This window comes from Bradyrhizobium sp. USDA 3240 (genome assembly GCF_054063295.1).
In genome coordinates this window covers 6,245,758-6,266,461 of the sequence record NZ_JBSSGD010000002.1, presented here as the reverse complement: position 1 = coordinate 6,266,461, position 20,704 = coordinate 6,245,758, and the positions used below count along the sequence as shown (strand labels likewise).

The following is a 20,704-nucleotide window of genomic DNA, read 5'->3' as shown; positions in this document are numbered from 1 at the left end:
CGGCTCGCCCTCATGGTGGCGGAAGTCGCCGTTCATATGCGGCTGATTTGTGGCAGCCCACACCCGAGCATGGGGGCCATGCAACGCCACGTTGAACGTGAACCTTTCGCCGGTTCCCCCGATGACTCGATCTGACAAGTGTCAAGCATCGCGCATTAAGCTTCGCAAATGCGCAGCCTGGTACAGCGCGCGCGAAATTCCTTCGACCTTGATGGATTTTGTCGCGCCCGAATTCGCGACCGGGACTAAAATTGTCCTCGCTCCGATAAGCCCGAACACGCCGTCCGCATCGGAGCGCGGATAAATTATAATTGACTGACCGGACGGTCAATAGTAAATCCGGTCGCAGGTCATGCGACCTCGGTCATCAGAAGCCGCAACGGGAGGCAATCATGGTCAGCGATTTGGTGTTGACCGATATCCGCGCCGGATATCGCGTCCTGACGCTCAACAGGCCCGACCGCCTGAATTCATTCAGCGCCGATCTGCACGCCGCATTGATGGCCGCGCTGATTGCAGCCGAACAGGACAAGTCCTGCCGCGCGCTGATCCTGACCGGGGCCGGACGCGGGTTCTGCGCCGGGCAGGATCTTTCGGACGGCGTGTTCACGCCGGGCGAAACGCCTGATCTCTCAATGCCGATCGAAAAATGCTACAACCCGCTGGTGCGCAAGCTGCGCAGCGTTCCGATGCCGGTCGTGTGCGCCGTCAACGGCGTGGCCGCGGGCGCTGGCGCGAATGTGGCCCTTGCCTGCGATATCGTGATCGCCGCACGATCGGCCAAGTTCATTCAGGCCTTCGCGAAGCTCGGCCTCGTCCCGGATTCCGGTGGCACCTGGTTCCTGCCGCGGCTCGTCGGCGGAGCGCGGGCTCGTGCGTTGACCATGCTCGCCGAACCGATCTCCGCGGAGCGGGCGGAGACATGGGGCATGATCTGGAGAGTGGTCGAGGATTCCGACCTGATGGCGGAGGCCCACGCCCTCGCCGCCTCTCTCGCGACGCAGCCGACCGATGGTCTTGCGCTGATCAAGCAGGCGCTCGATGCCTCCGAGACCAACACGCTCGACGCGCAACTTGATCTCGAGCGCGACCTGCAGGGCCGCGCGGGCCGGTCGGCGGACTATGCCGAAGGCGTCACCGCGTTCCTCGAAAAGCGCACGCCGCGCTTTGTCGGGCGCGCCTAGAATTGAACGTTCCGCCCGCAAGGCAAGACGCATCATTGATCACAAAGTCAGAGGGTTCGATTTCGATGACACAGCCTCAATCCAGCGGCGTACGGACGGCAGACACCGTCATGAAACTCGACAGCTTCGTTCGCGGAAAGTGGTCCGGCACAGCCGAACCGGCTACCGAGATTCGCAGCGCCGTCACCGGCGACGTGGTGGCGCTCGCAACCAGAACCGATCTCGACATGCGCGAGATCCTTGGCTATGGCCGCACGGTCGGCGGCAAGAATCTCCGCAAGCTGTCGTTCCACCAGCGTGCCGGCCTGCTGAAGACGCTGGCCGACTATCTGAGCCAGCACAAGGACCGGCTCTACAGACTGTCGCTCCATGCGGGCGCAACCCGCACCGACGCCATGATCGACGTCGATGGCGGCATCGGCACGCTGTTCGCCTATGCCAGCAAGGGCCGCCGCGAGCTTCCGAACACCAGGTACGTGCTCGACGGCAACGTCGAGGGTCTCTCCAAGGGCGGCGCATTCGCCGGTCAGCACATCGTCACGCCATTGCACGGCGTGGCCGTGCATATCAACGCGTTCAACTTCCCGTGCTGGGGCATGCTGGAGAAGCTGGCGCCCGCGCTGCTCGCCGGCGTTCCCGTCGTCACCAAGCCCGCGACCGTTACCTCCTATATCGCCTACGAACTTGTGCGGATGATCATAGAGTCCGGCGCACTGCCGGAAGGCGTCCTGCAATTCATCGTCGGATCGACCGGCGACCTGTTCGACCATCTCACCTGCCAGGACGTGGTGTCCTTCACCGGCTCCGCCGACACATCGCAAAAGCTGCAGCGGCATCCCGTCGTCGCGCGCGAAGCGGTCCGCTTCATCGCCGAGCGGGATTCGCTCAACGCCGCGATCCTGGCGCCGGACGCCGTGCCGGGAACCCCGGAGTTCGACCTCTTCATCAAGGAAGTGGCGAAGGAGATGACGGTCAAGGCCGGGCAGAAATGCACCGCGATCCGCCGTGCATTGGCGCCGTCGGCGCAGATCGACGCGGTCGTCACGGCGCTGCGCGAGCGTCTCGCCAAGGTCACGATCGGCAATCCCGAGAACGAGAAGGTCAGGATGGGTCCGCTGGTCGGCCTCGCCCAACGCAGCGATGTGCTTGCCCATGTCGCGAAGCTTCGCACCGAAGCCGAACTGGTGGCCGGCGATCCCGACAATTTCGCGCTGGTCGACGCTGACGCCAAACGCGGCGCGTTCGTCCCGCCGCTGCTGCTGCACTGTTCCAAGCCGCTCGCCGCGACTGCGGTGCACGAGATCGAGGCGTTCGGGCCGGTCTGCACCGTGATGGGCTATGACGATCTCGACCAGGCCATCGCGCTGACCAATCGCGGCGGCGGCAGCCTGGTCGCATCGGTCTACACCCACGACATCCCGGCCGCGACCGAGCTCGCGTTCGGCATCGGCAGTTTTCACGGCCGTGTCGCAATCATCGATCGCGATTGCGCGACCGAACACACCGGACATGGCTCGCCGATGCCGCAGATGGTTCACGGCGGACCGGGCCGGGCCGGCGGTGGCGAGGAACTGGGCGGCGTCCGCAGTCTCCAGCACTACATGCAGCGCACCGCGTTGCAGGGCTCGCCGGCGATGCTGAGCGGCGTCACCGGCCGCTGGTTCAAGGGCAGCCCGGTGCTCGAAGGTGATCTGCACCCGTTCCGCTATCACTACGACGATCTCGAGATCGGCCGCACGCTGGTCTCGAAGTCGCGGCAGATCACACTGGACGACATCGAGCACTTCGCGCATTTCACGGGCGACACCTTCTACGCCCATATGGACGAGGAAGCCACCAAGGGGCACCCGTTCTTCCCCGGCCGCGTCGCGCATGGCTACCTGCTGCTGTCGTTCGCGGCCGGCCTGTTCGTCGATCCCGACTACGGACCGGTGCTGGCGAATTACGGTCTCGACTCGCTGCGCTTCGTCAAGCCCGTGCAGCCGGGCGAGCAGATCCAGGTGCGGCTGACCGCGAAGGAGAAGACGCCACGCAACAAGCAGTATGGCGAGGTGCGCTGGGACGTCGAGATCACGACAGGGACCGGTGAGACCGCGGCGACCTACGAGCTTCTGACGATGAACGCGATGCGGGCATAACGCGCAGCTCAGAGCAACTCGGCCTGCCGGCTTCGGCCGGCGGGCTTTGCCTTGTTGCGCGGCCGGGCGGCGTCCGCGGCACCGGCCAGCACCAGTTGCGCGACGAAGTCGGCGTATTCGGCGCGGGTCATCGGCCCGCCGTCGCGAAACCACATATAGTGCCAGTTCAGCATGCCGAAGACGCTCATCGTCAGCGGCTTGAGGACGCGCTTCTGCTTGGCCGCCGGCACGGCCGCGGCGAGCGCATCCGACATGATCCCGACCAGGATGCGCTCGCTCGCAAGCAGCGGCTGCTGCTTGTCCTTCGGCAGCAGCTTGAGGCTCGCAATCTGGACCTGATGCTCGGCGTCGGCATGCCGGTAGAGCTCAAGCAACGTCGCCACGATCGTCCTGAAGCGCTCGACCGGATCGCCGGCCTGTGCGCTCGCCTTCCGAACCGCCGCCACGAGCGTCTTGAGATGCGACGACAGGATGTCGAACAGGATCGCCTCCTTGTCGGGGTAATAGTGATAGAGCAGCGCCTTCGACACGCCGCACGTATCCGCGATCGTGTTCATCGACGTGCCGACATAGCCCGATGCGGCAAACAGCTCGGCCGAGCGATGCAACATCGAGAGGCGCTTGTCGTCGTAATCCTTGGCGCGCGATCGGGCCATGTCTTTCCGTTCCATCGGCCGCCGTCTGGCCATCGCAGGAAATGTCAATCAACGGCAAAATTCCGGGACCACCGCCCTACTTGCGCGGGGCCGCGTCCGAACCAGCATTTATTGACCATCCGGTCGAATAATTCCATGGCTGAATTGGAGTGTCGCCTCTCCGGGCCGCTAGTCCAGCTTGAACGGCTCCGATCCGGGATAGGAATGGGCGACGAACTCGCAGAAGGCGCGGGCCGCCGGCGAAAGCGCCGCATTGCCCTTCCAGGCCAGCCCGACATCCATGGTATGGACATCGTCATCAAGCGTCTTGAGCTCGATGCGATGTCCCTCGAGCGACCAGGGACGGTAGACCATGTCCGACAGGATGGTGATCCCCATCCCGGTCGCGACCATGCTGCGGACGGCCTCCACCGACAGGGTGCGGAAGATGACGTTGGGCACGTGCGCGGTGTGCTGCCAGTAGCGCATTGCGGAGCGCTCGGCTTCATCGACGGTCAACATGAGATAAGGCTCGCTCGCGAGGTCGGTCAGCTTGATGTTGTCCTTGCGCAGCAGCGGATGATTGACGCATGTCCACAAGCGACGCGCCGAGCGCAACAGCAGCCGCGAGCGAATGGAGTGCCGGTCATGCAGGTTCGCGATCAGCATGATGGCCGCATCGACGCTGCCGCTGATCAGGCTCTGCTCGATCGCATCGCGTTGAAACTCGTGCAGCCGGACCGTGATGCCCGGGAAGGACCGCCAGAACCGCGTCAGCAATGGCGGCAGGAAATATCCGGCCACGGTATAGCTCACGGCCACGTCCACGGTGCCGTCAACCTGTGTTCCCCAGCGATGCGGCCCCCGTGTCGCATCTGACACGCTCGCTTCGATCGCGCGGGCGCGCTGCAAGAACTCGTGGCCGTCGAACGTCAGCGTCACGCCGTTGGAATGGCGGTCGAACAATTCGAGGCCGAGCTCGGCCTCGAGCGCCTTGATGGACGACGTGACCGCCGATTGCGTCACGTTCAGAGCCGCCGCGGCCGCGGAAACGCGGCCGCTCTCCGCCGTCGCGATGAAGTGCCGAACCTGACGGAACGTCAGAGACATAAAAATTTCCGATATCAGCGAACGATATTTCGAATTTTACAATCCCGCGACGGAACGAAAAGATCAATCCGTCGGTTCCGGGTGAGAAGGCGTTGAGATGATGTCCGAAGGTTTGGAATTGGTCGCTCGCGGTGTCAGCGTCCAATTCGAAGGCCTGAAGGCACTGTCCGACGTTACACTGGCTGTGCCGCGGGGGCATATCGCCGGACTGATTGGGCCCAATGGGGCCGGCAAAACCACCCTTATTAATGTATTGACCGGTTTCCAGCCGGTCGGCGCCGGCACCGTGGAGCTGGAGGGCGAAGCACTCAACGGCATTGCAGCGCACATGCTGCGACGCAAAGGCGTGGCGCGGACCTTCCAGTCGGGCCGCCTTTTCCGCGACCTGCCTGTCATGGACAACCTGGAAGTGACCGGCGTCGGCCTCGGTCAGGGCCGTCCCGACGCGATCAGCGAGGCCGAGCGGGTGATGGCCTGGCTCGGCATTTCGCATCTCGCCAACAGCATTGCCGGCGCATTGCCCTATACCGACGAGCGCCGCGTTGCCATCGGTCGCGCCATCATGGGCACGCCGCGATATCTGCTGCTCGATGAACCGGCGGCAGGCATGTCGGAGCATGAGAGCCACGAGCTCGCCGGCATCATCCGCAGGATCGCATCCGAGCTCAATGTCGGCGTGCTGCTGATCGAGCACAATATCGGCCTCGTGCTGGAGCTCTGCGAGCGCATCTTCGTGCTCGATTCCGGCGAGATCATCGAAGTCGGCCCGCCCGCCCAGATCCGCAACAGCGATGCCGTGCGGCATGCCTATATGGGCACGCAGCGCGACGAACTGATTCCACCGGTCGCAGCCGAAGCGGCCGTGGCGTCATGACCGCACTCGTCGTCGACGACATCACGGTCAGCTACGGGCGCCTCACGGCGCTCCGCGGCGTAACATTGACGGTCGACGAAGGCGAAATCCTGTTCGTGACCGGCCCCAACGGCGCCGGCAAGTCGACGCTGCTCAACGCCATCGCAGGCGTCGTGCCGCCGGGCTCCGGCTCCATCATGATCGACGGAGCAAGGATCACCGGTGCCGCGCCCGAAGACATCGCGCGGCGCGGGTTTTCGCTGGTGCCGGAAGGACGCAACGTCTTCGGCGCGCTGACGATTGAGGAGAATCTGAAGGTCGGCACCGGCATGCGCACCGATCGCAAGGCAATCGCCGGCGACCTGGATCGGGTCTACCAGGAATTCCCGATGCTGGCCGAGCGCCGCCACAGCCCGGCCGGCATGCTGTCCGGCGGCCAGCAGCAGATGCTGGTCATCGGCCGCGCGCTGATGGCCGCGCCCCGCATCATGGCGATCGACGAGCCGTCGCTGGGTCTCGCGCCGAAGATCATCGACCAGGTCTACGAGATCCTGCTGCGGCTGCGAGCACAGCGCAAACTCACGCTCTTGATCGTCGAGCAGAGCTCGACGCGCGCCATGATGACGGGCGGACGGATGGTCCTGATCCGCGGCGGGCGCATCGTGCTCGAGGGCCCCGCGGCCGATATGGTCAGGGATGATCGCCTGAAGCAGACCTATTTCGGCTTCGGAGATCACTGAGATGCGCGAGCTGCTCCAGATCATCTTCGACGCGCTGAGCCTCGGCAGCCTCTATGCGCTGGGTGCGCTCGGCATCGCCCTGATCTTCGGCGTCATGCGGCTCGTCAATTTCGCCCACGGCGATTTCATCGCCTTCTGCGTCTTCGCCATGCTGTGGCCGTCGATCGATGCGGCGGCGATCGTGTTTGCCGGCCAGTTGCCGTTCTATCTTTTGATCCCGCTGCTGCTGCTGATCGGCGCTGCGCTGTCCATCCTGTCGGAGGTCGTCGTCTTCCGCCGCTTCCGCAACGCCAATCCGGCGACGATGATGATCGCGTCCTTCGCGCTCGGCTTCGTCATCCGCCATGTCCTGCTGATGCTGTTTTCCAGCCGGCCGAAGTCGATCACGCTGTGGCCGAGCCTCGGCCTGCCGGTCGAAGTCTTCGGCGCGCACATCCCGATGCTCCAGGTCGTGACCATCATCATCACGCTGGCCGTGCTTGTGATCCTCGTCCTGTTCCTGAAGCGCACGCGCTACGGCCTCGAGATGCGCGCGGCGGCCGATAATTTCACCATGGCGCGCATGCTCGGGGTCCGCGCCAACGGCGTGATCCTGCTGGCCTTCGCCATCAGCGGCATCCTGGCGGCGGCGATCGGCCTGATCCTGGCGACCAATTCCGGCACCGCCGACATCGGCATGGGCGCCAACGTGATGCTGATCGCGTTCATCGCAACCGTTATCGGCGGCCTCGGCAGCATTCCCGGCGCCGTTGCCGCCGGCTTCCTGATCGGTGCGGCCAGCGTCGTGTTCCAGGCGACCCTGCCGCACGACGCCCGCGTGTTCCGCGACGCTTTCGTCTACGGCGCCGTCATCGTCGTCCTTCTGGTGCGGCCGCAGGGCCTGTTCGCACCGAAATCCGCCAAGCAGAGGGTCTGATCGATGTCGCAGCGGCCGTCCGTCATCCGGCAAACGATCATCACGCCGATCGTGCTGATCGTGGCGCTGCTCATCATGGCCGCCCTCTCCTATCAGTTCGGCAGCCGGGCCTTCAACCGCACCGTGGTCGAGATGTTCATCAACATCATGGTGGTGGTCGGCCTCTACGTCTTCGTCGGCAATTCGGGCCTGCTGTCGTTCGGCCATATCAGCTTCGTGTGCCTCGGCGCCTACATGACCGCCTGGCTCACCATTCCGCCGGTGATGAAGTCGATCACGCTCAAGGGCCTGCCGACATGGCTGCTCCATGCGCAACTGCCGATGTGGGTGGCGACGCCGATTTCCGGCCTGTTTGCCGCGCTGTTCGCGCTGATCGTCGGGCGCGTCATCATGCGTCTGTCGGGCATTGCCGCCTCGATTGCGACCTTCGGCCTGCTCGGCGTCATCAACAACGTCTATTCGAACTGGGATTCGGTGACGGGCGGACAAGGCTCGATCGTCGGCATTCCGCCCACCATGAATGTCTGGACCGCATGGATCGGCGGCGCCGTGGCCATCGCGATCGCCTATCTCTACTCGATCTCGCGCTCGGGGCTCGCGCTGCGCGCCACGCGCGACGAAGCGGTCGCCGCCAGCGCCTCCGGCATCGACATCGTCCGCGAACGGCTGATCGCCTTCGTCGTCAGCGCCTTCATCATCGGGCTCGCCGGCGCGCTGTACGCGCATTTCCTGAGCATCGTCAATCCCGGCGCATTCTATCTGCGGACCACCTTCATCACGCTGTCGATGCTGGTCGTCGGCGGCATGTACAGCCTCAGCGGCGCCGTCTCGGGCGTGGTCGCAATATCGGGGCTGATCGAGCTGTTCCGCGATCTCGAGAAGGGCATCAGCCTGGGCGGGCACACCGTCGGCCTGCCGAACGGCGTGCAAGAGATCGCGATCGGGATCATCACCATCGTGATCCTGATGTACCTGCCGACGGGATTGACCCGCAACCGGGAGTTCTCCTGGCGCCGATGGCCGTTGCAGCGGCGCCTGACCCGGCCCGTCCAGACCGCACTGAAGGAACTGCACTGACGCTCGTTTGTAAAATTGGAGGAGTGGGATATGCGCTTTACGACATTACTCGGCATTCTGGCCGGAGCATCCACGCTCTGGTTCACGCCGGCCCAGGCGGCCGACGAGATCGTCGTTGGTTTTGCGACCGCGGCATCCGGATTCATGCAGGCCTATGACAAGCCGGCGCAGGACGCGGCGCTGATCCGGATCGATGAGATCAACAAGGCCGGCGGCCTGCTCGGCAAGAAGATCAAGCCGGTGTTTGCCGACACCAAGACCGATCAGGCCGAAGGTGCCAAAGCCGGCCTTGCGGTGCTCGACCAGGGCGCCGATCTCGTGATCGTCTCCTGCGACTACGATTACGGTGCGCCCGCGGCGCTGCAGGCGCAGGCGGCCGGCAAGGTTTCCTTCTTCCTCTGCGCCGAATCGATCAAGGCCGGCATTCCCGGCGTCGGTCCGTTCTCGTTCTCGGCCTCGGTGCTGGCACCGGTGCAGGGCGCAACCATGTCGGAATGGGCGTACACCAAGAAGAACGCGCGCAGCTTCTATCGGCTGCTCGACAGCTGGACCGTCTACAACAAGGGCATTTGCGACGGCTTCGACTGGATGCTGCCGCGCCTGAAGGAGGCCAAGCTGGTCGGCAGCGACACGTTCAAGAACGACGATGCCTCGATCGCGTCGCAGATCACGCGGATCAAGAGCCTGCCGAAGGAACCTGACGCCATCATGCTCTGCACGATGATGCCGGGCGCCGTCTCCGCCATCAAGCAGATCCGCGCCGCCGGCATCAAGTCGATGATCCTCAACGGCTCGGGCGTCGACGGCAGCTACTGGTTGAACGCCGTTCCTGATCTCTCGAACTTCTATGTTCCCGTGCAGGGCTCGGTCTACGGCGACGATCCGAACCCGAAAGTCAACGAGTTCAACAAGAAGTACAAGGAAGTCACCGGCGGCGACCCGTCCAGCCAATACGTCTATCCCGGCTACGTCCTGATCGATGTCTGGGCCAAGGCGGTCGAGCGCGCCAAATCGACCGATGCGGCGCCCGTCGTGGCCGAGCTCGAGAAGATGAAAGACGAGTCCACGCTGTTCGGGCCGCGCACCTTCAGCAAGGACATCCACCACCAGAACCAAGGCCGTTACCTGATCGTCGACACCGAGGCCGGCAAGCCGAAGGTGATCGACCAGTGGACGATCTCGGAAAAGATCCCGCTCGATTATCTGGTGTCCAAGTAACCCGGCAACGCGCCGCCCCGGGTGCGCCGGACGCACCCCAGGCGGCCGCGACGGTCGTATGCAAAGCCAGTTGGAAGGAAATCAGGAGATGGTCGTGATCAACTGCGACATGGGCGAGGCCTACGGCCTCTACAAGATGGGCGACGACAAGGCATTGATGCCCCATATCGACGTCGCCAACGTCGCCTGCGGCTTTCATGCCTCCGACTTCAACCACATGCGCAAGACGGTGCAGCTCGCCAAGCAGTTCGGCGTCAAGGTCGGCGCGCACCCCTCGCTGCCGGATCTGCAGGGATTTGGCCGCAGGGAGATGAAGATCAGCCGCGAGGAGCTGACCAACTGCCTGCTCTACCAGATCGGCGCACTCAAGGCGTTCCTGGATGCCGAAGGCTTGGCGCTCAATCATATCAAGCCGCACGGCGCGCTCTACGGCATGGCCTCGCGCAACGAGGACATCGCCGAAGCCGTGGCTGACGCCGCCGATGTCTACAAGGTGCCGCTGCTCGGCATGAAGGGAACGCTGCACCAGCAGGTCTATGAGCGCCGCGGCCACGCCTTCGTCGCCGAATACTACGCCGACCTCGACTATAATGCCGATGGCAGCCTGATCATCACGCGCGAGCACGAGGCGAAGGACCCGGCCGAGGCCGCCACCCGCTGCGCGAGAGCCGTCAACGAGGGCAAGACGCGCACGGTGGCGGGAAACGACATCGTGGTCGGCGCCGATTCGATCTGCATTCACTCCGACACGCCGAACGCCGTCGCCATCGCGGAGGCCGTCCGCGAAGCGGTTCGTCCCTATCTCACCGCGCGCTGAGCCGTCGCGGCAAGAAAACCAATTACCCACGAGGAAACCATGGCAACGCAGCAGATCTTCTCGCCGCTCCCGGGCATCTTTTACCGCAAGCCCGCCCCCGACAAGCCGTTCTACAAGAACGACGGCGACGTCGTCACGGAGAGCGACACGATCGGGCTCATCGAGGTGATGAAATCGTTCAATGAGGTGAAGGCCGGCGCCGCCGGCAAGATCGTGCGCTTCCTGGCCGAGAATGAGGATGCCGTGATGGCCGGCCAGCCAATCGCCGAAATCGACGTTTGAGCCCTGACCAGCCATGGCGATCAAGAAGCTCCTCATAGCCAACCGCGGCGAGATCGCGGTGCGCATCATCCGCGCAGCGCGCGATCTCGGCATTGCGACCGTCCAAGTCTACAGCAAGGCCGACAAGGATTCGCTCGCGGTGAGGCTCGCCGACGAGTCGGTCGATATCGGTCCGCCGCAGGCGTCAAAATCCTATCTCAACCAGGCGACAATCCTCGCTGCGGCGCAGGGTGCCGGTGCCGACGCCATCCACCCCGGCTACGGCTTCCTGGCCGAGAATGCGGAGTTCGCGGCCGCCGTCGAAGCGGCCGGATTGATCTTCGTCGGCCCGACCGCGCAATCGATCCGGCTGATGGGCGACAAGGTCGCAGCGCGCGAGGCCGCCGCCTCGGCCGGCGTGCCGACCGTGCCCGGCAGCCAGGGGCGGCTGGAGTCGGCGGAGGCGGCCTTCGCGCTGGTCGAGAAAACCGGTTTCCCGGTCATGATCAAGGCCGCCGCCGGCGGCGGCGGACGCGGCATTCGCATCGCGCGCTCCGCCGAGGAATTTCATCATCTGATGCCGCAGGCGCAGGCCGAGGCGCTCGCCGCCTTCGGCGACGGCGGGCTCTATGTCGAGAAGCTGATCGAAGGCGCACGGCACATCGAGGTCCAGGTGCTCGGCGATGGACGCGACGTGATCCATTGCTTCGAACGCGAATGCTCGTTGCAGCGGCGCCGTCAGAAGGTCTGGGAAGAAGCCCCTTCGCCCTCGCTCACCCAGGCGGTGCGTGAAAAGCTCTGCACGTCCGCCGTGGCGCTGGCCAAGGCCGTCAACTACCGTGGCGCCGGGACGCTCGAATATCTCTACGACGACAGGACCGGCGAATTCTACTTCCTCGAGATGAACACCCGCATCCAGGTCGAGCATCCCGTCACCGAAATGGTCACCGGCATCGACCTCGTGCGCGAGATGATCCGGATCGCCGGCGGCGAGCCCTTGCGCATTCGTCAGAACGAAGTGCGCGTCAGCGGTCATTCGATCGAGGTCCGCATCAACGCCGAGGACCCCGCCAGGAATTTCCTGCCCAATCCGGGTACGGTGAGCGCGCTCAGCGTTCCCGGCGGCGACGGTGTGCGCTTCGACAGCATGCTCTATGCGGGCTACACGGTGCCTCCCTTCTACGACAGCCTGCTCGGTAAGCTGATCGTGCACGACAAGGATCGCCCGAGCGCGATCAGAAAGCTCGAGCGCGCGCTCGCCGAACTCAGCGTCGAAGGCATCTTCACGACAAAGCCCCTGCATCAGGCGCTGGCGCGCGACGCCGACGTCAAGGCCGGACGCTTCCATACGGCATGGCTCGAACCGTGGCTGGAGTCCCATGCCGCCGGCCTTGCCACCGCTCAACCGCCATCGGCCGTGAAGGTCGCGCCATGATGGCGAGAGAATCCGCCCCGTCAGCAACAGGAGGCCGCTAGTCATGCAAACTCGATTTTCCTTCGGCGGCGACGAGCACATTTTCGCCGAGGTCGGCGAAGCGATGTCGCTCGAGGCCTTTTTCAAGAGCCTCTTCATCACCAATGCGGTGCGCGACGCCAAGATCAGGGGTGTCACGGAGATCTGCCCCGCCAACGCGTCCTATCAGGTCAAGTTCGATCCGGATCAGATCAAGCCGGACGATCTCCTGACCGAGCTGAAGCGGCTGGATTCCGCATCCGAGAAATCGGAACCGGTGATCAAAACGCGGATCATCGAGATTCCCGTGCTCTACAACGATCCCTGGACGCATGAGACCCTGATGCGCTTCCGCGAGCGTCACCAGGACCCGAACGGGACCGACCTCGAATACGCCGCGCGCATCAACGGCCTCGATAGCGTCGACGCCTTCATCAAGGCGCATTCCAGCGCGCCCTGGTTCGTCTCGATGGTCGGCTTCGTCGCCGGCCTGCCCTTCCTCTACCAGATGGTCGAGCGCAAGCGGCAGCTTCAGGCGCCGAAATATCTGCGCCCGCGCACCGACACGCCGAAGCTCACCGTCGGACATGGCGGCTGCTTCAGCTGCATCTACTCGGTGCGCGGCGCCGGCGGCTACCAGATGTTCGGCATCACGCCGATGCCGATCTATGACCCCAACCAGAACATCAGCTATTTGCGCGACTTCATGTGCCTGTTCAAGCCGGGCGACATCGTGAAGTGGAAGCCGATCGACCGGGCGGCCTATGACGCGGCGGTCGCCGACGTCGACGCCGGCCGCTTTGCGCCTGTGATCCGCGACGTCTCGTTCTCGCTGACCGAATTCAACCGCGACGTTGATGCCTACAACGCCAAGCTCGATGGAGTCCTCCATGGCCGTTAAGGTTTTGAAGCCGGGTCTTGCGACCACCGTCCAGGACCTCGGACGTCCGGGCTATTATCACATCGGCATCCCGCTCTCCGGCGCCATGGACCGTCACGCGCTGGTCGCGGCCAATTTGCTGGTCGGCAACGACGCGGGTGCTGCCGTGCTCGAGGCCGTGTTCATGGGACCCGAACTCGAATTCACCGCAGACACGACCGTCGCGATCACCGGCGCCGAGCTGCCGCCGAAACTCGACGGCGAGCCGCGCGAAACCTGGACCAGCTTCAGGGTGAAGCGCGGCCAGATCCTCTCCTTCGATTTCCTCAAGCAGGGTGCGCGCGGCTACATCGCAGTCGCCGGCGGAATCGACGTGCCCACTGTGCTCGGCTCGCGCTCGACCTACGCGCTCGGCGCGCTCGGTGGCTTCAAGGGCCGCAAGCTCGAGGCCGGCGACGAACTGCCAATCGGCACTGCCGCCGCGACGGGCAAGGATGGACGCAGCGTTGCCAGGGATCTGCGCGGGCAACCGGCAGGGATGCCGACGGAACTACGCGCCATGCCCGGTCTCTACTGGCACCGCATCACCGAGGCGGCCGGCAACGGCTTCTTCTCCGACACCTGGAAGGTGGCGCCAGAAGCCGACCGGATCGGCTACCGCTTCAAGGGCGGCAAGCCGCTCGAATTCGTTCCGCGCGAACCGCCGTTCGGCGCCGGCTCCGACCCGTCCAACATCACCGATGCCTGCTATCCCTACGGCTCGATCCAGGTTCCCGGCGGCACCGAACCGATCGTGTTGCATCGTGATGCAGTCTCCGGTGGCGGCTACTTCATGGTCGGGACCGTGATCGCCGCGGACATGGATCTGATCGGCCAGCTGCAGCCCAACACGCCGGTGAAGTTCGTCAAGGTCGACATGAACCAGGCGCTTGCGGCCCGCAAGAGCCGGTCGGAATTGCTGGGCAAGCTGCACAGCGCGCTGGCGTAGCCGCCGGCAGCCGTTCGCCTATCCGCCAAAGACCGCGGCCACCGATCGGGGGTGACTGCGCGTATTCCAGGCTCCAGGCCGACGGTTGCGGCCTCTCGCGCCTGATATCGACGTCACCGCGCGCTCTGCACCTGTCGGCACGAGAGTTGCAACGAATGCAGCCGGGCTGAGAAACACCGCTCATGAGTTAGGCAACATCGGAACAACCGCGATGTCCGTTTCTCTGAAACAGATCCGCTACTTCGTCGCCGCCGCCGAAACCGGGCGCATCAGCCAGGCGGCGATCGACCTCAACGTCTCGCAATCCGCGGTCACCGCGGCCATTCAGCAGCTCGAAGCGACCGTCTGCGCCCGCCTGCTGGAGCGTGCGCCGAACGGCGTGACGGTCACCATGGAGGGCAGCCGCTTCCTGTCCCAGGGCCGTCAAATCCTCGCCGCCGTCGCCGAAGCCGTGCGGAACACCCAGATATCCGCGGGACCGCTGTTCGGCACGGTCCGCGTCGGCGTCACCTACACCGTGTCGGGCTATTTCCTGCCGCGCCATCAGAAACGCTTCCAGGCAAGTTTTCCCGGCATCACGATCGAGCTGTTCGAGGCGCCGCGCGACGTGCTCGAACGTGCGCTCGTCGACGGCGCGCTCGATCTCGCGGTGATGCTGGTCTCGAACCTGCGCGACAACGCCAAGCTGACCAGCGAGACGCTGCTGCGATCGCCGCGCCGCCTGTGGCTTGCGCCCGAGCATCCGTTGACCCGCGCCGAGCGGGTCCATCTCGCCGACATCGCCACCTATCCTTACGTCATGCTCACCGTCGACGAGGCCAAGCACACCTCGATGCGCTATTGGAGCAACGCCTCGCTCGAACCGAACACGATCTTCCGCACCTCCTCGGTCGAAGCTGTGCGCTCAATGGTCGCGGGCGGCATGGGCATCGCCATTCTCTCCGACCTGATCTACCGGCCCTGGTCGCTGGAGGGCCAGCGGATCGAGACCCGCGTCATCGAGGACGAGGTGCCCAGCATGGACATAGGTCTTGCCTGGCGGCGCGACATCAAGCCGTCCGAAGCCGCAATGGCGTTCCGCGATTTCATGCGCTTTGCAGTGGCGGGCGTCGGGCCGGCCCGGCCCCCGGTCAGCATGGATCAGCGGCACCAGGCCGAGGAGGCGATCGAAATCTAGACTATCTGTTTCCGTTTTATTCGACTTGACGCCGTCCGGCAGTCGTCGCCAAACTTTGGCCGGGACACGACGACCGGAGGCACAGCCGGCGGCGGGGAGTGAGACATGCAAGTCACCTACACGACCAACAACATCCCGTTGCAGACCCGCCGCCAATACTGGCAGGAGGTCGTCTCGAAGACTTATTACTCGCTCGACCTGCGCTTTCCGAGCACCCGCGACTTCAATGCGCGCCTCGGCGCCTGGTCGATGGGCCCCCTCTCGGTCTCGCGAAACATCGCCAACGGCCTGCTGTACAAGCGCCATGAACGGCACCTCCTGAGCGAGCGCGAGGAATCCTTCCTGATCACGGTGCCCGAGCTCGCCGAAATCCGCTTCGAGCAAGATGGCAAGGTGGTGCACTGCCGACCGGGCGCGTTCCTGATCGAGCGCAGCCACCTCCCCTACGAGTTCAGCCATCAGGATCCGACGGCGTTGTGGTGCCTGAAGATCCCGAGCGCGGTGCTGCGCAGCCGGATTTCGCGGCCCGAGCGCCTCGCCACGCTGCAATTCGACGCCAGCCGCAGCGTCGGCGCGCTGTTCGTCGACACGCTGCGCCTCTCCGGTGAACGGATCGAGGAAATGGACGAGACGGCGCGCGCGATGATGGGCAAGCACCTCATCGAGCTGCTTGCGATGGCCATCGAATCCGACGACCGCGTGCTGACCGGCCACTCGTCTTCGGTGCGCAATGGTCACCTGCTGCGCTGCGAGCAGTTCATCCGCGCTCGCCTCGACGACATGCGGCTCACGCCGCAGATGGTCGCCGACGGCTGCGGCATTTCGCTGCGCTATCTGCACCAGATCTTCGAGGGCGAGGGCTTGACCGTCTGCGCCTACATCCGCAATCAGCGGCTATCGATGTGCGACGCCCTGCTTCGCGATGCGAGCTGCCGCAAGAGCATCTCCGAAATCGCCTACCAATGGGGCTTTGCCGACCAGGCGCAATTCAGCCGCAACTATCGCGGCCGGTTCGGCTGCACCCCGAGCGAGGCGCGCGCCACCTCGCGCGCCGCCAACGCCTGAACACGGCGTCGCAACCGCACCCACCTGACCGGTTAACCTGACCGCCTCCCGGGCAACCCGCCGCCGGTCCGGGCACGCATGGCCCGCCATGCGGTTCGCTCTCTCGCACAAGTCTTCCTGCGCTCAGCGTCAAGAAGGCGGGCCGCCGCTCTGCCTAAGATCGGCGAAACGCTTGTTCGAAAGGAAGACGCATGGTGCAGGACCTTCGTGTGGCTGTCGATGTCGGGGGCACGTTCACCGACATCTGCATTATGGACGAGACGACCGGTCTCATCCGCATCGAGAAGACCTCCTCCACGCGCGATCCGATCGATGGCATCATGGGCGGCGTGTCCAAGGCCGGCATCGATCTTGCCAGGGTGGCGCTGTTCTCGCACGGCACGACGGTTGCCACCAACGCGCTGATCACCCGCCGCCTGCCCCGCACCGCCGTGGTCACGACCAAGGGGTTCCGCGACGTCATCGAGATCAGGCGCGCCAACAAGGAAGACCTCTGGGACACCTACAAGGACGTTGTCCGGCCCTACGTGCCGCGGCGCGATCGCCTGACCGTGCCCGAGCGCGTCGATGCCGGCGGCAAGATGATCGAACCGCTCGACGTCGAGGCTGCGCGCGACGTCGCCCGTATTCTCAAGCGTCGCGGCGTCGCCGCGGTCGCGGTCTGCTTCATGAATGCCTATCTCAACGGCGCCAATGAACGCGCGATGCGTGACATCCTGCTGGCGGAGATGCCCGACATTCCGGTGTCGATCTCCTCGCAGGTGCTTCCCGAGATATTCGAGCACGAGCGGTTCTCGACCACGGTCGCCAACGCCGTCGTGAGCCCGGTGGTCGTCAACTACACGAGCCGGCTCGGCGAACGCCTCGCCCACGAGGGCTACACCCGCGATCTCCTGCTGCTGCACACCGGCGGCGGGGTGATGACGCCGGCAAGCGTCAAGGACTTCGCGGCGCGCCTCGCCGGCTCCGGCATCGCCGCCGGCGCTATCGCCAGCCGCTATATCGCCGGCCTGTGCGGTTTTCCCAATTCGATCGGCCTCGACATGGGCGGCACGTCCACCGACGTATCGCTCGCCTATGAGGGCCGCTCGCGCGTCACCAAGGACTGGCACATCGAATTCGGCTACCCGATCCGCTTCGCCTCGATCGAGGTGCTTACCATCGGCGCCGGCGGCGGCTCACTGGCCTGGACCGACCCGGCCGGCTCCCTGCGCAACGGCCCGCAATCGGCCGGTGCCCATCCGGGACCGGCCTGCTACGGCAACGGCAACACCCAGCCGACCAACACCGACGCCAACGTGACGCTGGGCCGGCTCGGCACCGACCTCGCCGGCGGCAAAGTGAAGCTCGACCCCGAGCTGGCGCGGAAGGCCGTCGAGAGCGGCGCCGCCAAGCCGTTCGGCCTCGGCCTGCACGAGGCCGCGGACGCCATCGTCAAGGTCGCCAATGCCAACATGTCGGATGCGGTGCGGCTGATCTCGATCAGTCGCGGCTACGACCCGCGCGACTTCGCGCTGGTGGCGTTCGGCGGCGCCGGCGCGCTGCATGGCGTCGACGTCGCGCGCGAGCTGGCGATTCCCGTCGTGATCGTGCCGCCCAATCCCGGCGTGACCTCCGCGCTCGGATGCCTGCTCGTCGACATGCAGCACGATTTCTCGCAGAGCTGCATGGTCGACGCGGTCGACGCCGATGCCGACGAGATCGAAGCGCAGTTCGCCGAACTTGAGAAAGCCGCGCTCGCACGGCTGACCCATGAGGGCGTCGCGCAGCAGGACATCGTGCTGCAGCGGTCGATCGACATGATGTACCGTGGCCAGTGGCGTTCGCTCGCGGTGAACGCACCGCTGCCGATCGGCGCAATCGCCGACCTGGTGCACAGCTTCCACGCCGAGCACCAGCGCGAATACAATTTCCGCCGCGACAGCGCGCCGGTCAGCTTCTTCCGTCTCAATCTGAAGGCAGTCGGCGTGGTTCCCAAGGCCGAATTTGCCGTTCACCAGCCGACCGGCGCTAGCCCCGAGCCGATTGGCCGCCGCAGGGTCTGGTTCGAGGGCAGCGGGCTCGATACGCCCGTCTATCAGCGCGACGACCTGCCCTGCGGCTTCTCCTTTCACGGCCCCGCAATCATCGAGCAGCTCGATGCGACCACCGTGGTGCCGCCCGGCGCCGCCGCCGAGGTCGACAAGTATCTCAACATCATCATCCGCGTGAAGGAGTGAACCATGGCCGGAGCTCTCCCGCTCGACCCCGTGACCTTCGAGGTTCTGAAGAATTCCTTCATCACCAGCGTCGACCAGATGGGCGAGCAGGTGCTGCGGACCTGCTACTCCTTCGTCATCTACAATCGCGACTTCTCCAGCGCGCTGCATGATGCCAACGGCGAATGCGCGGCGCAAGGCAACCAGGATATCGCCGTCCACGTCGGTACGCTGCATTTTACCTGCAAGGATGTGATGCGCCATTTCGAAGGCGACATGCATGAGGGCGACGTCTTCGCGATCAACGATCCCTATGCCGGCGGCACGCATTTTTCCGACGTGCGGCTGATCCGTCCGATCTTCGCCGACGGCAAGATCATCGCCTTCAGCCAGTCCAACGGGCACTGGTCGGACGTCGGCGGCAGCGTGCCGGGGTCGTTCGACGTCGCCGCCCGCGAGATGTTCCGCGAAGGCCTGCGCATCACGCCGGTCCGCCTGTTCGACAAGAACGGCCTGCGCAAGGACGTCGCGCATCTGATTGCCTCCAACACCCGCGATCCGGCCTCGATCATCGGCGACATTCAGGCACAGGCCGAAGCAACTGCAGTCTGTGAACGCGAGATCCTGCGTCTGGTCGGCAAATACGGCCGCGATACCGTCGAGACCGGGCTTGCCGCCGTGCAGGACTATGTCGAGCGCTCGGCCCGCCAGCGCATCGCAGCGTTGCCTGACGGCGAATGGGAAACCGTCGACTACATCGACCGCGATCCGGCCGGCGGCGAAGGCATGATCCCGATCCGCATCAAGATGACGATCAAGGGCGACCGCGCGATCTACGACTTCACCGGCAGCCATCCGACCATCGGCTCGATCTACAACTCGGCGTTCGGCGCGACCTTTTCCGCGGTCGCCGCCGGCATGAAGACCTTCTTTCCCGATCTTCCGCTCAATTCCGGCTTCTACCGCTGCTTCGAGATCATCGCTCCCGAAGGTTCGATCGTCGATGCCAAATGGCCGATCGCGGTCACCGGCTTCCTGATGCCGTTCGAGAAGATCATGAACTCGATCTACGAAATGTGGTCGAAGCTGATGCCGGAGCGCGCGCTCGCCTGCGCCTTCAATCTCGAATATCTGCTCACCGGCGGTCTCGACGCCCGCAGCGCCGACAAGCCGATCTTCATGTTCTACGACTGGCTGCCCGGCGGCTGGGGCGGCCGCAACGGCAAGGACGGCAGCAATGTCACCACCGCCTGCTTCGGCACCGGACTGATGTCGCAGCCGGTCGAAGGCCAGGAGCGCGCCAACCCGATCCTGACCACCGAATGCGAGATCCTCAAGGACTCGCCCGGCCCCGGCAAATGGCGCGGCGGCGCCGGCGTGGTGAAGACGTCGCGGATGCTGCAGGCCGAGAAGACCGTGATCTCCTATATCTGCGACCGCGAGCGCGCGATCGTGTGGGGCATCGAGGGCGGCCTGCCGTCGATGCCGCACGGCCTGACCTTGAAGCGCGCCGGCAGCGCGGCCGAGGAGCGATTGGGCTCGATCTTCTCCGACGTGCCGATCGGTGAAGGCGACGTCTTTTCGCGTCCGACCGCCGGCGGCGGCGGGTTCGGCGATCCGCTGGAGCGCGATCCGAACCTCGTGATCGAGGACATCAAGGACGACTATGTCTCGGTCGAGCGTGCCGCCAAGGACTATGGCGTCGTGGTGCACACCATCGACGCCGAGCTTTGCAATTACGAGGTCGACAAGGTCGCGACCGCTTCGCTCCGGACCAAGATCCGCTCGGAGCGCGTCGCCAATGCCCGGCTCGACCCGGAGACGGTGGCGCAGCGTTACCGCAGCGGAGAGATCAACACGTTCGACGTGATCCGAAAGCACGCGGTGATCCTCGACTGGGGCACCGGCGCGCTGCTTCCCGAATCCACCCGTCAATTCCGCGAAGCGTTCGAGCGGCGCTCGGTCGCGATGTGGAAGGTGGGCTGATCGTTACC

At 64.9% G+C, this 20,704-nt stretch carries 18 protein-coding genes; 16 read left to right on the top strand and 2 right to left on the bottom strand.

The window, feature by feature from the left end; all coding sequences use genetic code 11:
- Nucleotides 1-392: 392 nt before the first annotated feature.
- The gene (gene paaG, locus ACVIGA_RS30320) at nt 393-1,184 is read left to right on the top strand and encodes a 2-(1,2-epoxy-1,2-dihydrophenyl)acetyl-CoA isomerase PaaG (protein WP_456668881.1); all 792 of its coding nucleotides are present in this window, start codon (nt 393-395) and stop codon (nt 1,182-1,184) included.
- A gap of 110 nt (nt 1,185-1,294) precedes the next feature.
- Nucleotides 1,295-3,322: a phenylacetic acid degradation bifunctional protein PaaZ gene (gene paaZ / locus ACVIGA_RS30315; RefSeq protein ID WP_456668880.1), complete on the top strand. Its 2,028-nt coding sequence runs from the start codon at nt 1,295-1,297 to the stop codon at nt 3,320-3,322.
- Between the two features lie 8 nt (nt 3,323-3,330).
- Here paaZ and ACVIGA_RS30310 read toward each other — a convergent pair whose 3' ends face one another.
- Together ACVIGA_RS30310 and ACVIGA_RS30305 are read right to left on the bottom strand one after the other, a co-directional pair.
- Nucleotides 3,331-3,978: a TetR family transcriptional regulator gene (locus tag ACVIGA_RS30310; RefSeq protein WP_456668879.1), complete on the bottom strand. Its 648-nt coding sequence runs from the start codon at nt 3,976-3,978 to the stop codon at nt 3,331-3,333.
- A gap of 168 nt (nt 3,979-4,146) precedes the next feature.
- The gene (locus tag ACVIGA_RS30305; protein WP_456668878.1) at nt 4,147-5,067 is read right to left on the bottom strand and encodes a LysR substrate-binding domain-containing protein; all 921 of its coding nucleotides are present in this window, start codon (nt 5,065-5,067) and stop codon (nt 4,147-4,149) included.
- Between the two features lie 100 nt (nt 5,068-5,167).
- Between ACVIGA_RS30305 and ACVIGA_RS30300 the strand changes: the two genes are divergently transcribed.
- The 14 genes from ACVIGA_RS30300 (at nt 5,168) to ACVIGA_RS30235 (ending at nt 20,696) form a co-directional block, all read left to right on the top strand.
- Nucleotides 5,168-5,941, top strand: a complete 774-nt coding sequence (locus ACVIGA_RS30300; RefSeq protein WP_456668877.1) for an ABC transporter ATP-binding protein — start codon at nt 5,168-5,170, stop codon at nt 5,939-5,941.
- The gene (locus ACVIGA_RS30295) at nt 5,938-6,660 is read left to right on the top strand and encodes an ABC transporter ATP-binding protein (protein ID WP_456668876.1); all 723 of its coding nucleotides are present in this window, start codon (nt 5,938-5,940) and stop codon (nt 6,658-6,660) included. Before ACVIGA_RS30300 ends, ACVIGA_RS30295 begins: the two co-directional genes overlap by 4 nt.
- A gap of 1 nt (nt 6,661) precedes the next feature.
- Entirely contained in the window at nt 6,662-7,576 is a 915-nt protein-coding gene (locus ACVIGA_RS30290; RefSeq protein ID WP_456668875.1) for a branched-chain amino acid ABC transporter permease, read from the top strand.
- 3 nt (nt 7,577-7,579) lie between these two features.
- A complete protein-coding gene (locus tag ACVIGA_RS30285; RefSeq protein ID WP_456668874.1) occupies nt 7,580-8,653 on the top strand; it encodes a branched-chain amino acid ABC transporter permease in 1,074 nt (357 codons plus the stop codon).
- A 30-nt stretch (nt 8,654-8,683) separates the two neighbouring features.
- On the top strand, nt 8,684-9,871 hold the full coding sequence (locus ACVIGA_RS30280) for an ABC transporter substrate-binding protein (protein ID WP_456668873.1): 1,188 nt from the start codon (nt 8,684-8,686) through the stop codon (nt 9,869-9,871).
- An 88-nt stretch (nt 9,872-9,959) separates the two neighbouring features.
- Nucleotides 9,960-10,688: a LamB/YcsF family protein gene (locus tag ACVIGA_RS30275; RefSeq protein ID WP_223969621.1), complete on the top strand. Its 729-nt coding sequence runs from the start codon at nt 9,960-9,962 to the stop codon at nt 10,686-10,688.
- A gap of 39 nt (nt 10,689-10,727) precedes the next feature.
- On the top strand, nt 10,728-10,970 hold the full coding sequence (locus tag ACVIGA_RS30270; RefSeq protein WP_456668872.1) for an acetyl-CoA carboxylase: 243 nt from the start codon (nt 10,728-10,730) through the stop codon (nt 10,968-10,970).
- Between the two features lie 13 nt (nt 10,971-10,983).
- The gene (locus ACVIGA_RS30265; protein ID WP_456668871.1) at nt 10,984-12,384 is read left to right on the top strand and encodes an acetyl-CoA carboxylase biotin carboxylase subunit; all 1,401 of its coding nucleotides are present in this window, start codon (nt 10,984-10,986) and stop codon (nt 12,382-12,384) included.
- A gap of 43 nt (nt 12,385-12,427) precedes the next feature.
- Nucleotides 12,428-13,303 (top strand): 5-oxoprolinase subunit B family protein, encoded by an 876-nt coding sequence (locus ACVIGA_RS30260; protein WP_223969624.1) that lies wholly within the window; start codon nt 12,428-12,430, stop codon nt 13,301-13,303.
- On the top strand, nt 13,293-14,270 hold the full coding sequence (locus ACVIGA_RS30255) for a 5-oxoprolinase subunit C family protein (RefSeq protein ID WP_456668870.1): 978 nt from the start codon (nt 13,293-13,295) through the stop codon (nt 14,268-14,270). The genes ACVIGA_RS30260 and ACVIGA_RS30255 overlap by 11 nt, the downstream gene beginning before the upstream one ends.
- 211 nt (nt 14,271-14,481) lie before the next feature.
- A complete protein-coding gene (locus tag ACVIGA_RS30250; RefSeq protein WP_456668869.1) occupies nt 14,482-15,447 on the top strand; it encodes a LysR family transcriptional regulator in 966 nt (321 codons plus the stop codon).
- Nucleotides 15,448-15,552: 105 nt separating this feature from the next.
- The gene (locus tag ACVIGA_RS30245; RefSeq protein ID WP_456668868.1) at nt 15,553-16,512 is read left to right on the top strand and encodes an AraC-like ligand-binding domain-containing protein; all 960 of its coding nucleotides are present in this window, start codon (nt 15,553-15,555) and stop codon (nt 16,510-16,512) included.
- A 194-nt stretch (nt 16,513-16,706) separates the two neighbouring features.
- Entirely contained in the window at nt 16,707-18,731 is a 2,025-nt protein-coding gene (locus ACVIGA_RS30240) for a hydantoinase/oxoprolinase family protein (protein ID WP_456670920.1), read from the top strand.
- A gap of 3 nt (nt 18,732-18,734) precedes the next feature.
- The gene (locus tag ACVIGA_RS30235; protein WP_456668867.1) at nt 18,735-20,696 is read left to right on the top strand and encodes a hydantoinase B/oxoprolinase family protein; all 1,962 of its coding nucleotides are present in this window, start codon (nt 18,735-18,737) and stop codon (nt 20,694-20,696) included.
- Nucleotides 20,697-20,704 lie beyond the last annotated feature (8 nt).

Excerpts from the sequence above, each read along its gene's own strand:
- ACVIGA_RS30280 (WP_456668873.1), top strand. The coding sequence starts at position 8,684 with ATGCGCTTTACGACATTACTCGGCATTCTGGCCGGAGCATCCACGCTC.
- ACVIGA_RS30285 (WP_456668874.1), top strand. The coding sequence starts at position 7,580 with ATGTCGCAGCGGCCGTCCGTCATCCGGCAAACGATCATCACGCCGATC.
- ACVIGA_RS30310 (WP_456668879.1), bottom strand. The coding sequence starts at position 3,978 with ATGGCCCGATCGCGCGCCAAGGATTACGACGACAAGCGCCTCTCGATG.
- ACVIGA_RS30305 (WP_456668878.1), bottom strand. The coding sequence starts at position 5,067 with ATGTCTCTGACGTTCCGTCAGGTTCGGCACTTCATCGCGACGGCGGAG.
- ACVIGA_RS30270 (WP_456668872.1), top strand. The coding sequence starts at position 10,728 with ATGGCAACGCAGCAGATCTTCTCGCCGCTCCCGGGCATCTTTTACCGC.
- paaZ (WP_456668880.1), top strand. The coding sequence starts at position 1,295 with ATGAAACTCGACAGCTTCGTTCGCGGAAAGTGGTCCGGCACAGCCGAA.
- ACVIGA_RS30250 (WP_456668869.1), top strand. The coding sequence starts at position 14,482 with ATGTCCGTTTCTCTGAAACAGATCCGCTACTTCGTCGCCGCCGCCGAA.
- paaG (WP_456668881.1), top strand. The coding sequence starts at position 393 with ATGGTCAGCGATTTGGTGTTGACCGATATCCGCGCCGGATATCGCGTC.
- ACVIGA_RS30260 (WP_223969624.1), top strand. The coding sequence starts at position 12,428 with ATGCAAACTCGATTTTCCTTCGGCGGCGACGAGCACATTTTCGCCGAG.
- ACVIGA_RS30290 (WP_456668875.1), top strand. The coding sequence starts at position 6,662 with ATGCGCGAGCTGCTCCAGATCATCTTCGACGCGCTGAGCCTCGGCAGC.
- ACVIGA_RS30300 (WP_456668877.1), top strand. The coding sequence starts at position 5,168 with ATGTCCGAAGGTTTGGAATTGGTCGCTCGCGGTGTCAGCGTCCAATTC.
- ACVIGA_RS30255 (WP_456668870.1), top strand. The coding sequence starts at position 13,293 with ATGGCCGTTAAGGTTTTGAAGCCGGGTCTTGCGACCACCGTCCAGGAC.
- ACVIGA_RS30295 (WP_456668876.1), top strand. The coding sequence starts at position 5,938 with ATGACCGCACTCGTCGTCGACGACATCACGGTCAGCTACGGGCGCCTC.
- ACVIGA_RS30265 (WP_456668871.1), top strand. The coding sequence starts at position 10,984 with ATGGCGATCAAGAAGCTCCTCATAGCCAACCGCGGCGAGATCGCGGTG.
- ACVIGA_RS30235 (WP_456668867.1), top strand. The coding sequence starts at position 18,735 with ATGGCCGGAGCTCTCCCGCTCGACCCCGTGACCTTCGAGGTTCTGAAG.
- ACVIGA_RS30245 (WP_456668868.1), top strand. The coding sequence starts at position 15,553 with ATGCAAGTCACCTACACGACCAACAACATCCCGTTGCAGACCCGCCGC.
- ACVIGA_RS30275 (WP_223969621.1), top strand. The coding sequence starts at position 9,960 with ATGGTCGTGATCAACTGCGACATGGGCGAGGCCTACGGCCTCTACAAG.